Here is a 17,069-nt window from a genome sequence, read left to right on the forward strand (position 1 = left end):
ATATATACCTATACAGGGTATAAGGAGATGGCTTTTATGAGTCAAAATATAAAAGAAACCAATCTGCAAATATTAGGAATGACCTGTGCTGCATGTTCCAATAGAATTGAAAAAGGTCTGAATAAATTAGACGGTGTTAAAACAGCAAATGTTAATCTTGCCTTAGAGAGATCAAACGTTAAATATGATCCTGAAAAAATTAACGTTGAAGACATTGAAAATAAGATAAAAGATTTAGGATACGATGTTGTCAACGAAAAAGCTGAATTTGATATTACCGGAATGACCTGTGCCGCTTGTGCCACCCGTATTGAAAAAGGTCTAAATAAGTTAGATGGTGTAGTAAAAGCAAATGTGAATTTGGCACTTGAAAAAGCAACTGTTGAGTACAAAGGTGCTGTCCTTTCAACAGGTGAAATCATTAAAAAGTTAGAAAATCTTGGTTATGGTGCTCATATAAAGGAAGATGTAAAAGAAACGATTGACCATCGCCAAAAGGAAATTGAAAAACAAACAGGGAAGTTTATCTTTTCGGCTATCCTTTCATTCCCGCTTTTATGGGCAATGGTAGGGCACTTCAGTTTCACCTCCTTTATTTGGGTTCCTGAAATGTTTATGAATCCATGGGTTCAATTAGCCTTGGCGACACCAGTTCAATTTTTGATTGGAAAACAGTTTTATGTTGGTGCTTATAAAGCGTTAAAAAATAAGAGTGCTAATATGGATGTTCTCGTTGCATTAGGTACCTCTGCAGCTTATTTTTATAGTTTGTATCAATCATTTAGTTCAATAGGAAGTCATGGTTCAACTGTGGAACTTTACTATGAAACAAGTTCCATTCTCATCACGTTAATTATTCTCGGGAAGCTGTTCGAAGCAAGAGCAAAAGGGCGTTCATCTGAAGCGATTAAGAAACTGATGGGGCTTCAGGCAAAAACAGCTATGGTTAAAAGAGACGGAGTCGAACTGGAGCTTTCAATCGAGGAAGTAATCGTTGGCGATATCCTTCATATTAAACCAGGTGAAAAGATTCCAGTGGATGGAAAAATCGTGGAGGGTCGCTCCGCTATTGATGAATCAATGCTAACGGGTGAAAGTGTACCAGTTGATAAAAGTCCTGGTGATGAGGTCATTGGGGCAACGATCAATAAAAATGGATTTTTAAAAGTAGAGGCTACAAAGGTAGGAAGAGATACAGCTTTGGCCCAGATTATTAAAGTGGTTGAGGAAGCGCAGGGGTCAAAAGCACCAATTCAGCGGCTTGCTGATCAGATTTCCGGAGTATTTGTCCCAATCGTTGTTGGCCTTGCTGTCCTGTCATTTGTGATTTGGTACTTTTTCGTAACTCCTGGTGATTTTGCAGAGGCATTAGAGAAATTGATTGCTGTTCTTGTCATTGCTTGTCCATGTGCATTGGGATTAGCAACACCGACCTCCATCATGGCTGGTTCCGGTCGTGCTGCAGAATATGGAATTCTGTTTAAAGGCGGCGAACACTTGGAAATGACGCATAAGATTTCTACTGTTGTTCTTGATAAAACTGGAACAGTTACAAATGGTACACCGGTGTTAACAGATGTTTTCACAAATTCTTCTCAAACAGAAGAATTTTTATCATTGGTTGGCTCTGCTGAGAAACAATCAGAACACCCGCTTGCGCAAGCAATTGTTCAAGGAATTAAAGATAAAGAAATCGCCTTAAAGGAAGTAACGGAATTTGAAGCGATTCCCGGATTTGGAATAAAAGCAATCGTGGATAGAAAAGAGTTATTGGTTGGAACTAGAAAGCTAATGAACAAGTTTAATGTGACTGTCGAAGATGCTCTAGTTCAGATGGATGCACTAGAAAGAGCCGGAAAAACCGCTATGCTAACTGCCATAAATGGAGAGTTCGCGGGAATCGTGGCGGTTGCAGATACGGTAAAAGAAACGTCCCAAACAGCAATTAACCGCCTGAAAAATATGGGAATTGAAGTAATTATGATTACAGGGGATAATCAGCAAACTGCGAAGGCAATTGCAAAACAAGTAGGTATTGACCAAGTGATTGCTGAGGTACTTCCTGAAGGTAAGGCCGATGAAATAAAGAAACTGCAGGAGCATGGTAAGAAAGTGGCAATGGTCGGGGATGGAATCAATGATGCACCGGCCCTGGCCATTGCGGATATTGGCATGGCTATTGGGACAGGTACGGATGTTGCTATGGAGGCAGCTGATATTACCCTGATTCGCGGGGATATAAATAGTATTGCCGATGCCATTTTTATAAGTAAAAAAACCATTCGTAATATTAAACAGAATCTTTTCTGGGCTCTTGCCTATAACACGCTTGGAATTCCGGTCGCTGCGTTAGGATTCCTTGCACCATGGCTAGCGGGTGCAGCAATGGCCTTCAGCTCCGTTTCGGTTGTTTTGAATGCATTGCGTTTACAAAAAGTTAAATTATAAATGAAGTGGATGTTATTCACTCCATTTATATAGGTTCAAAAGCTATAAAATTCATTTTTTCTGTTGCAATTTTGTGAATATATTTTTAGAATTAATTAACAGAAATGAATGAATGAGGTGTACCCATTGGAGATTAAATTTTTGTCGGCACTTATTTTGCCGGGCTTGCTCGTTTTATTTTTTACACGGGTCACTTACAATCGGATTATAGGTCTTGCATTAACCGTCGCACTTATTGCTGCTTCTGCTTATAAAGGTTATACCCACACATTACCGCTTATTATAATCGATGCTCTATCATTGACGGCTGGTTTTTGGCTGGCTGCGAAAATGACACCGAGAACCATAAAAAAAACCTAGAAACGAGTTTAGGAGTCTGCCAAATTGGAGTTTGGCGGACTTTTTATTTTTGTTCATCCTCAAAGAATTTTTGATTCGCTGATAAATTACTTAGATTCGCTGATATACCGCTTCAATTCGTTGATAAATTATCATTGTCCACTTCAAAATTCGATTAGAAAACGTAAATATCAAGAAAGCCGCCATAATTTAATAAAAACGAATGTTCGTTCGCATATTATTGGTTTGTTTTTGGTGTTTTGTGGTAAGATGGTAGTATGGATTATGGAAAAAAGAATTTATTCAGCCACATCCGGTCCGAGACATTTATTCAAGGCTGAAAAATAATAATGGAACCTATTTAAACAGGGGGAAATTTTGTGAAGGACCAATTTGAATTAGTATCAAAATATTCGCCACAAGGTGATCAACCGGAGGCTATCCGCCAATTAGTGGAAGGAATCGGGCAAAACCAACGTTATCAAACTCTTTTAGGCGCAACAGGAACAGGTAAAACCTTTACCATATCAAACGTTATTAAAGAGGTAAATAAACCAACGCTTGTCATCGCCCACAATAAAACATTGGCTGGCCAGCTGTACAGTGAGTTTAAAGATTTCTTCCCAAATAATGCGGTTGAATACTTTGTCAGCTACTATGATTATTATCAACCGGAAGCCTATGTTCCTCAGACTGATACTTTTATAGAAAAAGATGCCAGCATAAACGATGAAATTGATAAACTGCGGCACTCGGCGACGTCATCTCTTTTTGAAAGAAAAGACGTTATTGTTATTGCCAGTGTCTCCTGTATTTACGGTCTCGGTTCTCCAGAAGAATACCGTGAAATGGTGCTTTCTCTCCGGGCAGGTATGGAAATTGAACGCAATCAGCTACTTCATCGTTTGGTTGATATCCAATATGAACGAAACGATATCGATTTCAAACGGGGAACATTCCGTGTCCGCGGCGATGTAGTCGAGATTTTTCCAGTTTCACGCGATGAGCATTGTATGCGTGTTGAATTTTTCGGTGATGAAATTGACCGGATACGTGAAGTGGATGCCCTGACAGGAGAAATTATCGGGGAACGGGATCATGTTGCGATTTTCCCGGCTTCTCACTTCGTTACAAGAGAAGAAAAAATGCGTAAAGCCATTGAAAATATTGAAAAAGAGCTAGAGGAACGCCTCCAAGTGCTTCGGGATCAAGATAAATTACTAGAAGCACAGCGGATTGAACAGCGGACCCGATATGACCTTGAAATGATGCGGGAAATGGGTTTTTGCTCAGGAATTGAGAACTATTCCCGTCACCTTACGCTTAGACCCGCCGGTTCAACACCCTATACATTATTAGATTATTTTCCTGAGGATTTTCTCATTGTCATTGACGAGTCCCATGTGACACTGCCGCAAGTCAGAGGGATGTTTAATGGAGATAAAGCCAGGAAGGAAGTGCTTGTTGAACACGGATTCCGTTTGCCATCTGCATTAGACAACCGGCCGTTGACCTTTAATGAATTTGAAAAGCATATTCACAACATTATTTTTGTCTCGGCAACACCAGGGCCATTTGAGTTAGAACACACACCAGAGATGATTGAGCAAATTATCCGTCCGACAGGTCTGCTGGATCCTCCGATTGAGGTTCGTCCAATTGAAGGGCAGATTGATGATTTAATCGGTGAAATCCAAGATCAGGTAAAACGAAATGAACGTGTGTTGATTACGACCTTAACGAAAAAAATGTCCGAGGATTTAACCGACTATTTAAAGGAAATTGGGATTAAAGTACAGTACCTTCATTCTGAAGTTAAAACTCTCGAACGGATTGAAATTATTCGCGAGCTCCGGCTTGGTAAATATGATGTCCTTGTCGGAATTAACCTGCTCCGGGAGGGCCTTGATATCCCCGAGGTTTCACTTGTAGCCATTTTAGATGCCGATAAGGAAGGCTTCCTCCGTTCTGAGCGTTCGTTAATCCAAACGATTGGACGTGCGGCCCGAAATGCCAATGGTAGGGTTATTATGTATGCTGACCGAATTACTAATTCGATGGAAGTAGCAATCAGTGAAACAAAGCGCCGTCGTGCCATTCAGGAAGAATATAATCAAAAGCACGGAATTACGCCGCAAACCATCCAGAAGGATATTCGCGATGTAATTCGTGCCACACATGCGGCGGAGGAACAGGAAGAATACAAACCGACAGCAGCCCTTGGCAAGATGTCCAAGAAAGAAAAAGAGCGCTTGATTGCCGATATGGAAAAAGAAATGAAGGAAGCTGCCAAGGCGCTTAATTTCGAACGCGCTGCCGAGCTTCGTGATTTAATTTTAGAATTGAAAGCGGAAGGATAACGTTAATCATGGCAATGGAAAAACTTATTGTAAAAGGAGCCAGGGCTCACAATCTTAAAAATATTGATGTTACAATTCCGAGAGATAAACTAGTGGTCTTAACAGGACTTTCCGGGTCGGGGAAGTCCTCGCTTGCCTTTGATACGATTTATGCTGAAGGGCAGCGACGCTATGTTGAGTCGCTCTCAGCCTACGCCCGTCAATTCCTTGGACAGATGGATAAGCCGGATGTCGATGCGATTGAAGGACTTTCTCCGGCCATTTCAATCGATCAAAAAACCACCAGCAGGAATCCACGGTCAACCGTGGGAACCGTGACGGAGATTTATGACTATTTACGGCTCTTATTTGCGAGGGTGGGGCATCCTACTTGTCCGAATCACAGAATTGAGATTTCGTCACAAACCGTAGAGCAGATGGTGGACCGAATTCTTGAATATCCGGAACGGACGAAAATGCAAATACTTGCCCCGATTGTTTCCGGCCGCAAAGGAACCCATGTAAAGGTGTTTGAAGATATTAAAAAACAAGGGTTCGTCCGTGTCCGTGTCGATGGTGAAATGTATGACATCGGGGATGAGATTGAACTTGAAAAAAACAAAAAGCACTCCATCGAAGTGGTAGTGGACCGGATTGTTGTGAAAGAAGGCGTTTCCGCAAGGGTGGCTGACTCCCTTGAAACGGCTCTGGGACTTGGCGGCGGAAAAGTGATTGTCGACGTGATTGGCGAGGAAGAACTGTTATTCAGCGAAAACCATGCTTGTCCGCACTGTGGTTTTTCGATTGGAGAATTAGAACCGAGAATGTTTTCTTTCAATAGTCCGTTTGGTGCCTGCCCTCAGTGCGATGGACTTGGTTCCAAACTTGAAGTCGATGTCGACCTGGTGATTCCAAACAAGGATCTGACGCTAAAACAGCATGCAATTGCTCCATGGGAACCAACTAGTTCGCAATATTATCCACAGCTGCTCGAGGCAGTCTGTGATCATTATGGAATTGATATGAATATTCCCGTTAAGGATATTCCTAAGCAGCAAATGGATAAAATTTTATACGGTTCAGACCGTGAGAAAATCTATTTCCGCTATGAAAATGATTTCGGGCAAATCCGTGAGGGGCATATTGAATTTGAAGGCGTACTTCGGAATATTGAACGACGATATAAGGAGACAAGTTCCGATTATATCCGGGAACAGATGGAAAAATACATGGGCCAGCAGCCATGCCCTGCTTGCAAAGGATATCGTTTAAAACCGGAAAGTCTGGCCGTCTTGATTTCCGGTAGACATATCGCCCAGATTACCGACCTTTCGATTGAAGAAGCGCATCAATTTTTCTCCGGATTAAATCTTACTGAAAAGGAAATGCAAATTGCCCGGTTAATTTTTCGTGAGATTAGCGAGCGATTAGGCTTTTTAATTAATGTCGGTCTTGATTATTTAACCCTAAGCCGAACTGCGGGAACACTTTCCGGCGGTGAGGCTCAGCGGATTCGCTTGGCCACCCAAATCGGGTCGCGTTTAACCGGAGTTTTATATATACTTGACGAACCATCGATTGGTCTGCACCAGCGTGATAATGACCGGCTAATCGGAACGCTGCAAAACATGCGTGATATTGGAAATACCCTGATTGTTGTCGAACATGATGAGGATACAATGCTTGCAGCGGATTACTTAATTGATATAGGTCCCGGTGCTGGAATACACGGAGGAGAAGTAGTATCAGCCGGGACACCGGAAGAAGTAATGGCTGATCCCAATTCTTTAACGGGTCAGTATTTATCCGGCAAAAAATTTATCCCGCTGCCGCTTGAGCGCAAAAAACCAGACGGCCGCTATGTTGAAATTAAAGGGGCATCAGAAAACAATTTAAAAAATGTTAATGTCAAGATTCCTTTAGGCATGTTTATTGCAGTTACAGGTGTGTCCGGGTCAGGGAAAAGTACACTGATTAATGAAATCCTTCATAAGTCACTGGCACAAAAGCTGAACCATGCAAAGACAAAACCAGGTGAACATAAGAGTATTAAGGGCATTGAATATTTAGAAAAGGTGATTGATATTGATCAGTCGCCAATCGGCAGAACACCTCGTTCGAACCCGGCAACATACACGGGGGTTTTTGATGATATTCGCGATGTTTTTGCAACAACGAATGAAGCGAAGGTTCGGGGTTACAAAAAAGGCAGGTTTAGCTTTAATGTCAAGGGCGGACGTTGTGAAGCCTGCCGCGGTGATGGAATTATCAAAATTGAAATGCACTTTTTGCCTGATGTTTATGTTCCTTGCGAGGTGTGTCATGGAAAACGCTATAATCGTGAAACTCTGGAGGTCAAATACAAAGGGAAAAATATTTCCGATATTTTAGATATGACGGTGGAAGCGGCAGTTGAATTTTTTGAAAACATTCCAAAAATCAGCCGTAAGCTGCAAACGATTTTGGATGTCGGGCTTGGCTACGTTAAATTAGGGCAACCGGCGACCACCTTATCAGGCGGGGAAGCACAGCGGGTGAAGCTTGCTTCGGAACTGCACCGGCGTTCGACTGGAAAGTCGTTCTACATTTTGGATGAGCCGACAACCGGTTTACATGTGGATGATATCTCCCGTCTGCTTGTTGTCCTCCAGCGCTTGGTGGAAAATGGAGATACTGTTCTCGTGATCGAGCATAATCTTGATGTGATTAAAGCAGCCGACTACCTTATCGACCTTGGTCCGGAGGGCGGAGACAAGGGCGGTACGATAATTGCCTCTGGTACACCGGAAAAAGTCGCGGAAGTTCCAGAATCTTATACAGGTAAATATTTAAAACCAGTCCTTGAACGCGATCGACTAAGGATGAAAAAACAAATCGAAGAAAAAGAAATGATGGCAAAAAGCTAAAATGCTAGCATTTAAGCAAGCTAGGACCTCGTGTCCTAGCTTTTTTCCATTGGCTATGTTAAAGGTCAATGTTGATTCTGTAACCCTGTTGAATGAAGCGGAAATCAACAGATTTATTTTAATAGAGCCTTTGCATTAAAGAAACTGAAACTTTTACTTCGTCCAATTCGTACTAATTAAGTAGAACAGAAGGCGTAAAAATCCTGAAAGCGGAATAAAATGAATTGAAAATAATGATCTGAGGTGAAAACAATGAAAGAGGAACGAAAACGAATATTAAAAATGGTCGAAGAAGGAAAGCTAAAGGTTGACGAAGCATTATCCTTGCTCGAGGAACTTGAAAAGGCACAGCAGACAATGGAACAAAAGCAGGAACAAATTGTTAACGAGCTTTCGACAGCTATTAAATTTGAAGAAGCACAAAAAGATCACCAGGAATATACGCAAGGAAACAAATTCCAGTCCACAAAAGATAAAATATTTGAATTCGTTGATTCCGCATTGAAAAAAATTAAAGATTTTGATCTCGATTTAAACTTCGGACAATCCGTCGAGATCTCCCATATTTTTCATCACGGCGACGTTTATTTAAAGGATATGGATTTGGATGTGGCCAATGGCTCCTTAAAAATCGCTCCCTGGGATCAAAAGGATGTTCGGATTGAATGTCAGGCAAAAGTATATCGGGTCGAAACCACGGAACAGGCAAGACAAAACTTCCTTAAAGATGTCATATTTGCGATTGAGGGAGAAAAGCTCCGCTTTACAACCCAGCAAAAATGGATGAAAGTTGACGCGGTCGTCTATATACCGCAGGCACAGTATGAACGAATTCGTGTAAGAATGTTTAATGGGCCGATTTCAGGAGAAGAATTGAATGTAAACGATTTTCGCGTGAAAACGGCAAATGGAAAAATTGAATTGGCAAAAGTCAATGGAAGACGCGCTGAAATTGAAACGGCCAATGGTCATATTAAGCTGCAAAACAGTATTATCGACGACGTTGAAGCGGAGACCATTAATGGTGCCATTAAACTTGATGGAAACTTTAGGAAGATGGAAACGCAGACTTTTAACGGCAATGTAACTTATAACCTGAATGGCAACCGCTGTGAATTGATTTCAGCTAAGGCGACCACCGGAAGCATTGATATCTATGTTCCAGAAGGTGTTCCCGTTAATGGGGAATTGAAAACCAATCTTGGCGGTTTTAATATGAAGCTTGAGGGAATCCAAATTCTCGAGGAAAAAAGTGAAATGATACAAAAATTGCTCCGGTTTGAATCGATTAATCATCCTGATAAGAAGTTAAAAGTATTTGCCGATACGAAAACAGGATCGATTACGGTAAACAAATCAGATGGGGTCATTCCTTTTAAATAGGTGGGAAACATATATGGAGAAATCTTTAGTACCAACCGAGCAGGATCTAAAAAGATGAGATGGCTGCTCGGAGTCTTAATAAATGCAGTACTATTTATGGCAATGGCAGGATATTTTCACGATAGCTTTCATGTGACTGGATTTACTGCTGCTGTTCAGGCAAGCTTTTTGCTATCGATTCTAAATATTTTGGTCCGCCCGTTGTTAATCCTGTTAACCCTTCCGGCAACCGTTTTAACACTTGGGCTGTTTTTGTTTGTTATTAATGCGATTACTCTCGAGCTTACCGATTACATTATGGGCGCGTCATTTGAAATTTCCAGCTTTGGGATGGCCTTGTTTGCTTCCGTGATTATGGCCATCGTTAACCTTATCATTCAAAAAACCATTCTGGAACCTTCCAAGAAACACTAAAATGAAAAAATAGCATGGGATTGAATCCTTTGCTATTTTTTTTATATCCCTTTAAACTGCACAGCACTTTGTTTCCTATTTGCTCTATACCCTATTTAAGAGAAATTGTCTAAATTATTTGGTTCTGGTTTAAAAAGTGCTAAAATAGAGGAATCTTATTTTTATTTTTATTTTTACTATTTTCGGCTATAAAATAGAAACTTGCGCTTTTCTAAAAAAGGAGGAACAGCTTTGGCAAAAGTACGCACGAAGGAAATTTTAGAAAAATTCCACCTTGAACTCATAAGTGGTGAAGAAGGAATCAACCGTCCCATTACTACAAGTGATATTTCCCGGCCAGGGATTGAAATGGCCGGATATTTCGAATTTTATCCTGCAGAACGAATCCAGCTTTTAGGGAAAACAGAACTTTCCTTCTTTGAGGAACTCACACCAAATGAACGGATGTCCCGGATGGAACAGCTATGTACCGATATTACGCCTGCCATTATTGTCACTCGTGGTTTAGAGGTTCCTCAAGAACTGATTGAAGCTTCGGAACGCGAATCAGTTCCTGTACTACGCAATGGTATGAAAACAACCCGTTTCTCCAGCCGTTTAACTAATTTTTTAGAGAGCAAACTTGCACCGACTACTGCCGTCCATGGTGTATTGGTCGATATTTATGGTGTAGGGGTATTAATAACCGGAAAAAGCGGTGTAGGTAAAAGTGAAACCGCATTGGAATTGGTGAAACGCGGTCATCGCTTAGTGGCAGACGACTGTGTTGAAATCCGCCAAGAGGACCAAGATACCCTTGTTGGAACTTCTCCTGAATTAATCGAGCATTTATTAGAGATTCGCGGACTGGGAATCATCAATGTGATGACCTTATTTGGTGCGGGTGCTGTCCGCAGCAACAAAAAAATCTCACTAGTGATCAGCCTTGAAAATTGGGATTCGAAAAAGCAGTATGACCGCCTTGGTTTAGATGAAGAAAAAATGAAAATTATTGATACAGATGTAACCAAGATTACCATTCCGGTTCGTCCAGGACGAAACATTGCCGTCATCATTGAAGTGGCCGCGATGAATTTCCGACTCAAACGGATGGGGGTGAATGCCGCACAGCAATTTACCGAGCGGCTTTCTGAAGTAATTGAAGAAGGGGAACATGAGGATATTTAAGGGAAATAAGGAGACGTGAACATGAAAGAAAACATTCAACCGCTTAATCCCATTGCCTTTACACTTGGACCAATCCAAGTGCATTGGTATGGAATTATTATTGGTTCAGGCTTGGCGCTTGCTTTGTTCCTTGCGATCAGGGAAGGAAACCGCCGCGGCCTGCCGAAAGATACTTTTGCAGACTTAATGCTCTGGGCCATCCCGATTGCCATTATTTCAGCACGAATTTATTATGTGATATTTGAATGGAAATATTATGCTCAGCACCCAAGCGAGATTCCAGCCATTTGGAATGGCGGAATAGCCATCCACGGTGCACTTATTGGCTCTGTTATAACCACCTATGTTTTTGCTAAAAAACGGGGAATTTCCTTCTGGAAAATCACCGACATCGCTGCACCAAGCCTCATACTTGGCCAAGCTATCGGGCGCTGGGGAAATTTTATGAACCAAGAAGCACATGGGAGAGAAGTGTCAAGAAGCTTCCTCGAGAGTTTGCATTTACCCGATTTCATTATTAACCAAATGTACATTAACGGAAGCTACTACCACCCGACATTTTTATATGAATCTGTCTGGGACTTTATCGGTTTCATTCTATTAATGCTGCTTCGCCGGGTTAACCTAAGACGAGGAGAATTATTCCTTTCGTACGTGATTTGGTATTCCATCGGCCGTTTCTTTGTCGAAGGAATGAGAACCGATAGTCTTATGCTAACCAGCACTCTCAGAATGGCACAAATGATTTCCATCGTCTTGGTTATTGGCGCGTTGGTAATCCTGCTTATTCGGCGAAAAAAATCGGAAGAACGATATTTAGATCAATCAGTATAATAAGGCGGTGTGAAAGGCAACATGTCGAACAAAATTACCACCCTTCTATTTGATTTAGATGGGACATTAATCGATACAAATGAATTAATTATTGCTACTTATTTACACACACTTGAAAAATATTATCCAAACAAATATAAACGGGAAGATGTTCTTCCGTTTATGGGGCCAACCCTTCATGAAGCATTTTCAACCGTTGACCCCGACCGTGTTGAAGAAATGATTTTAGAATATCGGACCTTTAATCTTGCAAACCATGATTTACTCGTAAAAGAATTTCCAAATGTCCTGGAAACGATTCAAACACTGAAAGAAAAAGGTTATAAGCTGGGGATTGTTACGACGAAAAAGCACGATGTCAGCTTAAAGGGACTTCGTTTGATGAAGCTTGAGGAATATTTTGATGTGATTGTAGCGATGGATCATGTCACAAAGGTAAAGCCGGATCCTGAGCCGATTTTTAAAGCATTGGAGCAAATAAACTCCACACCGGAGGAAACGATTATGGTCGGAGATAATTTCCATGATATTTTGGCAGGGAAAAATGCCGGCACGAAAACAGCAGGAGTTGCCTGGACAATAAAAGGCAGAGATTATCTTGCAAAATACGAACCAGATTATATGCTTGAAAACATGGCCGATTTATTAACCATTCTCGGAGAGTGAGAAGGATGAGAAAAACAACCCGCTACCCGGTTGAGGGAGCCAATTCCTTGTGGCATGTTTACAAAACCGTGCCATTTTGGAAGGTGGTCAAAAATTTTATTGTCATTCAGCTCGCTCGTTATTCTCCTTTTCTTGGGGTGAAAAATTGGCTGTATCGCACCTTCCTCCGGGTTAAGGTTGGGGAGCAGACCTCGTTCGCATTAATGGTGATGCTCGATGTTATGTTTCCAGAAAAAATCAGTGTCGGCCGCAATACGGTAATCGGCTATAATACCACGATCTTGGCACATGAATATTTAATTAAAGAATACCGGCTCGGCCCGGTCGAAATTGGCAGTGAAGTCATGATTGGTGCAAACTCGACGATTCTTCCCGGTGTTACGATTGGAGATGCGGCGATTGTTTCAGCAGGCACTCTCGTTCATAAGGATGTACCTCCGGGAAGCTTTGTTGGCGGTAATCCAATGCGGGTGATTTACACAAAGGAAGAATTGGAAAAACGTTGGGCAAACGACCCAATTTATCAAAAAAATAAATAAGGATTTAAGATAGAGCCTGGTTTTAAGACTAGGCTCTTTTCAATTGTACAGACTATTCATGAGATTTTTCATTGACGAACAGCAAACCAAGGGGTAAACTACTAATAACTTTAATTTACTACCATATTAGCAGACTAAAGGATTTCCATAAAAAGGATGATAGTAATGAGCCGTTTGTTTATGTTTGAAAAGCCATTGGGCATGAGGGATACACTGCCGGAGTTATTTGAAAAAAAACATCATGTTCAATCCTTGTTAGCGGATGCGATTAAGCTTTGGGGCTATAAATTTATTGAAACCCCTACTCTTGAATACTATGAAACGGTTGGAGCGGCATCGGCCATTCCGGATCGTCAGCTTTTTAAATTACTCGATAAAGAGGGCCATACGCTTGTATTAAGGCCGGAGATGACGGCACCGATTGCACGTGTCGCTGCCTCAAAGCTTTTGCAGGACGATCTGCCATTAAGGTTAGCCTATACAGCCAATGTCTATCGGGCTCAGCGTCGTGAGGGAGGACGGCCTGCTGAATTTGAACAAATTGGTGTTGAGTTTATCAATGATGAGACCGTCTCATGTGACGGTGAAGTGATTTCGCTATTGGTCTCATCTTTAAAGCAATCCGGCTTGGATAAATTTCAAGTATCGATTGGTCATGCGTCCTTTACGGAGGAATTATTTTTGCAAATATTAGGTACAGAGGAGCGGGCAGATTCACTTAGAAGATTTTTATTTGAAAAAAATTATGTCGGATATCGTGAGCATATTTCTTCCCTGTCCTTGTCCTCAATTGATAAACAAAGGCTTTTGCAATTCCTCGATTTACGTGGTGGGGAAGAAGTAATCGGTATGGCGTTTGATTTAATCGAAAACGAACAAGGCAAGCAAGCCATCCTTCAGCTCAAAGAATTATGGGATGTCCTCCGTGATTACGGTGTACAGGATCAAGTAAGATTCGATTTGACACTTGTCAGCCATATGAGTTATTATTCAGGAATTTTCTTTGAAGCCTATGCAGGCAATGTCGGTTTCCCGATTGGAAATGGCGGCCGATATAGTTTAATTGAGAAGTTTGGGAAGAAAGCAAGTGCGACTGGATTTGCCCTCCAGCTTGATCGGATATTAGAAGCACTCAGTGAATTTGAAATCGAAAATGACTTGCAATGTATTTTCTTCAGCCAGGAACGGCGGAAGGAGGGCATTGAGTTAGCCCAAAAAATGCAAGGACAGGGAGAGCGCGTCGTACTTCAGGATATTTCCGGCGTAAAAAATCTTGATGCTTTTTCAAAGAAATTTTCCAATGTGGTTTATTTAATCGGTAAAGCGCGAAAGGAGCCTGCAAATGAGTGATTTAATAACGATTGCCATGCCAAAAGGACGGATCTTTGAAGAGGCTGTTGTTTTACTTCGGAAAGCAGGCTATAGGCTACCTCCTGAATTTGAAGATTCGCGCAAGCTGATTATCGATATTGAGGAAGAGGGCCTGCGGTTTATTTTAGCAAAACCAATGGACGTCCCTACCTATGTGGAACATGGTGTTGCCGATGTAGGCATTGCAGGAAAGGATGTAATGCTCGAGGAAGACAGGGATGTTTACGAGCTCCTTGATTTAAAAATCAGCAGCTGTTATTTGGCAGTAGCTGGACTCCCAAACACGAAAATGAACGATGTGGCTCCAAAAGTGGCTACAAAATATCCAAAGGTGGCAGCTGCCTTTTTCCGTGAGCAAGGGGAACAAGTGGAAATTATTCGTTTGAATGGATCGATTGAACTTGCTCCGATTATTGGCTTATCAGACCGGATTGTCGATATCGTATCTTCAGGCCGGACATTAAAAGAAAATGGCTTAGTAGAATATGAACGAATCGTCGATGTGACCTCACGGATTATCGTCAATCCAGTTAGTTATCGAATTAAGGATGCAAAAATAAATGACCTCGTATCGAGGCTTCATGAAGTAGTTTCAGCGGAGGTGAAATCGAAATGAAAATTCAAAAAGTGGATGATTTGGTTTCCATTAAACGTTCGATTGAGACCGGTACGTCGGAACAGCTGGCGGTTGTTAAAAATATTCTTTTCGATATCCGCACCCGCGGCGACTTAGCGTTACGGGAGTATACGGAAAAATTTGACCGTGTTCAGTTAAATTCCTTTTCCGTAATGGAAGAGGAAATCGCAGAAGCCTACAAGATAGTGGATGAGGATTTTGTTGCGATTGTTCAGGAAGCAGCAGAAAACATCCGCTCTTTCCATGAAAAGCAGTTGCGACCTTCCTGGATGACAACAGAAGAAAATGGAACTATTTTAGGACAAAAAATTACGCCGCTGGATTCCGTTGGGGTTTATGTACCCGGCGGAACGGCTGCATACCCTTCTTCAGTACTAATGAATGTCATTCCTGCAAAAGTTGCCGGGGTGAAACGGATTGTCATGGTATCCCCGCCCGACAAAGAAGGGAAGTTGCCTGCTGCCGTTTTAGTTGCGGCAAAGGAAGCGGGAGTTAAGGAAATCTATAAAGTCGGCGGTGCCCAGGCAATTGCCGCTCTTGCTTATGGAACAGCATCAATCGCACCGGTTGATAAAATCACCGGACCAGGTAATATTTTCGTTGCGTTGGCTAAACGAGAGGTTTTTGGTGATGTTGATATCGACATGATTGCCGGTCCAAGTGAAATTGCTGTTTTGGCTGATGAAACGGCAAAGGCAGATGAGGTTGCCGCCGATCTTTTATCACAGGCGGAGCATGACCCTCGTGCCTGCAGTATTCTGGTTACCCCTTCACAACAATTGGCCGATGAGGTTTCAATCGAAGTGGAGAAACAGCTGGCCTTGCTGCCGCGAAAAGAAATTGCTGCGCGTTCAATTGAAGATTACGGTGTCATTTATGTGGTAGCAAATCTTGATGAGGCAGTGGAGACGATTAATGCGTTGGCACCAGAACATTTAGAGATCATCACGGAAAATGCGATGGAGATTCTCGGGAAAATCCGCCATGCGGGGGCGATTTTTATCGGGAGATACAGCTCTGAACCGGTTGGCGATTATTTTGCTGGTCCGAATCATGTTTTACCGACAAACGGAACAGCACGTTTTTCAAGTCCGCTGAATGTGGATGATTTTCAAAAGAAATCAAGTGTTATCATCTACAGTGAAAAAGCTTTGCAGGATAACGGAGCAAAAATTGCAACATTTGCCCGGATGGAAGGGCTTGAAGCACATGCAAGAGCAGTCGAAATGAGAATGAAAAAATAAATTAATGGATACTTACAACAGATTCGCAAATAAAGTCAATGAATCCGCAAATAAGAATGTTAGATTCGCAAATAAAAGCAGGTTCCGACTAAATCAATAAATACTAATACTAGAAAAACAACATAGGAGGGCCCCTTCATGGAAAGAGTGGCAGGAATTGAACGGAACACAAATGAGACACAAATTAAACTTTCTTTAGCAATCGATGGGGAAGGACATTCAGACCTAGAAACAGGGGTCCCATTCCTTACACATATGCTAGATTTATTTTCAAAACACGGACACTTCAATTTAACGGTGGATGCAAAGGGTGATATCGAGATAGATGATCACCATACAACAGAAGATATAGGAATTTGCCTCGGACAGGCACTTCGGGAAGCACTCGGTGATAAGCGGGGAATCAAGCGCTACGGGAACGCATTTGTCCCAATGGACGAAGCACTGGCGCAAGTAGTAGTAGATCTCAGCAACCGTCCGCATCTTGAAATGCGTGCAGAGTTCCCTGGTCAAAAGGTCGGAACTTTCGATACTGAACTTGTTCACGAGTTTTTATGGAAGCTGGCTCTGGAGGCGCGAATGAACCTTCATGTCATTGTTCATTATGGAAAAAATACACACCATATGATTGAGGCAGTTTTTAAAGCACTGGGCAGAGCGCTGGATGAGGCGACAACGATTGACCCGCGAATCAAAGGGGTCCCTTCGACAAAAGGGATGCTGTAAAACAGTCGTTACGGAAAAATTAGCTGTTTTTTACTGGAACTGATACTTTTAAAAGG

Annotated in this window: 14 protein-coding genes; all 14 read left to right on the top strand. The window is 41.9% G+C overall.

Features of this window, described 5'->3' with window-relative positions; all coding sequences use genetic code 11:
- Positions 1-36: 36 nt before the first annotated feature.
- Entirely contained in the window at positions 37-2,448 is a 2,412-nt protein-coding gene (locus BIV60_RS04980; protein WP_071354619.1) for a heavy metal translocating P-type ATPase, read from the top strand.
- A 126-nt stretch (positions 2,449-2,574) separates the two neighbouring features.
- The gene (locus BIV60_RS04985; RefSeq protein WP_071354620.1) at positions 2,575-2,808 is read left to right on the top strand and encodes a CsbA family protein; all 234 of its coding nucleotides are present in this window, start codon (positions 2,575-2,577) and stop codon (positions 2,806-2,808) included.
- 359 nt (positions 2,809-3,167) lie between these two features.
- Positions 3,168-5,147 carry an excinuclease ABC subunit UvrB gene (gene uvrB, locus BIV60_RS04995; RefSeq protein ID WP_071354622.1) on the top strand — a complete coding sequence of 660 codons (1,980 nt, stop codon included), beginning with the start codon at positions 3,168-3,170 and terminating at the stop codon, positions 5,145-5,147.
- Positions 5,148-5,155: 8 nt separating this feature from the next.
- Positions 5,156-8,032 carry an excinuclease ABC subunit UvrA gene (gene uvrA, locus BIV60_RS05000; protein ID WP_071354623.1) on the top strand — a complete coding sequence of 959 codons (2,877 nt, stop codon included), beginning with the start codon at positions 5,156-5,158 and terminating at the stop codon, positions 8,030-8,032.
- Between the two features lie 252 nt (positions 8,033-8,284).
- Positions 8,285-9,415 (top strand): DUF4097 family beta strand repeat-containing protein, encoded by a 1,131-nt coding sequence (locus BIV60_RS05005; protein WP_071354624.1) that lies wholly within the window; start codon positions 8,285-8,287, stop codon positions 9,413-9,415.
- Positions 9,416-9,469: 54 nt separating this feature from the next.
- On the top strand, positions 9,470-9,829 hold the full coding sequence (locus BIV60_RS05010; RefSeq protein ID WP_071354682.1) for a phage holin family protein: 360 nt from the start codon (positions 9,470-9,472) through the stop codon (positions 9,827-9,829).
- Between the two features lie 231 nt (positions 9,830-10,060).
- Positions 10,061-10,996 (top strand): HPr(Ser) kinase/phosphatase, encoded by a 936-nt coding sequence (gene hprK, locus BIV60_RS05015; RefSeq protein WP_071354625.1) that lies wholly within the window; start codon positions 10,061-10,063, stop codon positions 10,994-10,996.
- 21 nt (positions 10,997-11,017) lie between these two features.
- Complete coding sequence (gene lgt / locus BIV60_RS05020; protein ID WP_071354626.1) at positions 11,018-11,830, top strand: prolipoprotein diacylglyceryl transferase; 813 nt, start codon at positions 11,018-11,020, stop codon at positions 11,828-11,830.
- Between the two features lie 21 nt (positions 11,831-11,851).
- Positions 11,852-12,496: a pyrophosphatase PpaX gene (ppaX, locus tag BIV60_RS05025; RefSeq protein ID WP_071354627.1), complete on the top strand. Its 645-nt coding sequence runs from the start codon at positions 11,852-11,854 to the stop codon at positions 12,494-12,496.
- Positions 12,497-12,501: 5 nt separating this feature from the next.
- On the top strand, positions 12,502-13,035 hold the full coding sequence (locus tag BIV60_RS05030) for an acyltransferase (RefSeq protein ID WP_071354628.1): 534 nt from the start codon (positions 12,502-12,504) through the stop codon (positions 13,033-13,035).
- 165 nt (positions 13,036-13,200) lie between these two features.
- Complete coding sequence (locus BIV60_RS05035) at positions 13,201-14,385, top strand: ATP phosphoribosyltransferase regulatory subunit (protein WP_071354629.1); 1,185 nt, start codon at positions 13,201-13,203, stop codon at positions 14,383-14,385.
- Positions 14,378-15,022 (top strand): ATP phosphoribosyltransferase, encoded by a 645-nt coding sequence (gene hisG / locus BIV60_RS05040; RefSeq protein ID WP_071354630.1) that lies wholly within the window; start codon positions 14,378-14,380, stop codon positions 15,020-15,022. The genes BIV60_RS05035 and hisG overlap by 8 nt, the downstream gene beginning before the upstream one ends.
- The gene (gene hisD / locus BIV60_RS05045) at positions 15,019-16,287 is read left to right on the top strand and encodes a histidinol dehydrogenase (protein WP_071354631.1); all 1,269 of its coding nucleotides are present in this window, start codon (positions 15,019-15,021) and stop codon (positions 16,285-16,287) included. The genes hisG and hisD overlap by 4 nt, the downstream gene beginning before the upstream one ends.
- A gap of 138 nt (positions 16,288-16,425) precedes the next feature.
- Entirely contained in the window at positions 16,426-17,013 is a 588-nt protein-coding gene (gene hisB / locus BIV60_RS05050) for an imidazoleglycerol-phosphate dehydratase HisB (RefSeq protein WP_071354632.1), read from the top strand.
- The last annotated feature ends 56 nt before the right edge of the window (positions 17,014-17,069 follow it).

This window comes from Bacillus sp. MUM 116, assembly GCF_001866655.1.
Lineage (GTDB): Bacteria > Bacillota > Bacilli > Bacillales > Cytobacillaceae > Neobacillus.

Excerpts from the sequence above, each read along its gene's own strand:
- ppaX (WP_071354627.1), top strand. The coding sequence starts at position 11,852 with ATGTCGAACAAAATTACCACCCTTCTATTTGATTTAGATGGGACATTA.
- BIV60_RS05005 (WP_071354624.1), top strand. The coding sequence starts at position 8,285 with ATGAAAGAGGAACGAAAACGAATATTAAAAATGGTCGAAGAAGGAAAG.
- uvrA (WP_071354623.1), top strand. The coding sequence starts at position 5,156 with ATGGCAATGGAAAAACTTATTGTAAAAGGAGCCAGGGCTCACAATCTT.
- hisB (WP_071354632.1), top strand. The coding sequence starts at position 16,426 with ATGGAAAGAGTGGCAGGAATTGAACGGAACACAAATGAGACACAAATT.
- hisG (WP_071354630.1), top strand. The coding sequence starts at position 14,378 with ATGAGTGATTTAATAACGATTGCCATGCCAAAAGGACGGATCTTTGAA.
- BIV60_RS05035 (WP_071354629.1), top strand. The coding sequence starts at position 13,201 with ATGAGCCGTTTGTTTATGTTTGAAAAGCCATTGGGCATGAGGGATACA.
- BIV60_RS05010 (WP_071354682.1), top strand. The coding sequence starts at position 9,470 with ATGAGATGGCTGCTCGGAGTCTTAATAAATGCAGTACTATTTATGGCA.
- hisD (WP_071354631.1), top strand. The coding sequence starts at position 15,019 with ATGAAAATTCAAAAAGTGGATGATTTGGTTTCCATTAAACGTTCGATT.
- BIV60_RS04980 (WP_071354619.1), top strand. The coding sequence starts at position 37 with ATGAGTCAAAATATAAAAGAAACCAATCTGCAAATATTAGGAATGACC.
- lgt (WP_071354626.1), top strand. The coding sequence starts at position 11,018 with ATGAAAGAAAACATTCAACCGCTTAATCCCATTGCCTTTACACTTGGA.
- BIV60_RS05030 (WP_071354628.1), top strand. The coding sequence starts at position 12,502 with ATGAGAAAAACAACCCGCTACCCGGTTGAGGGAGCCAATTCCTTGTGG.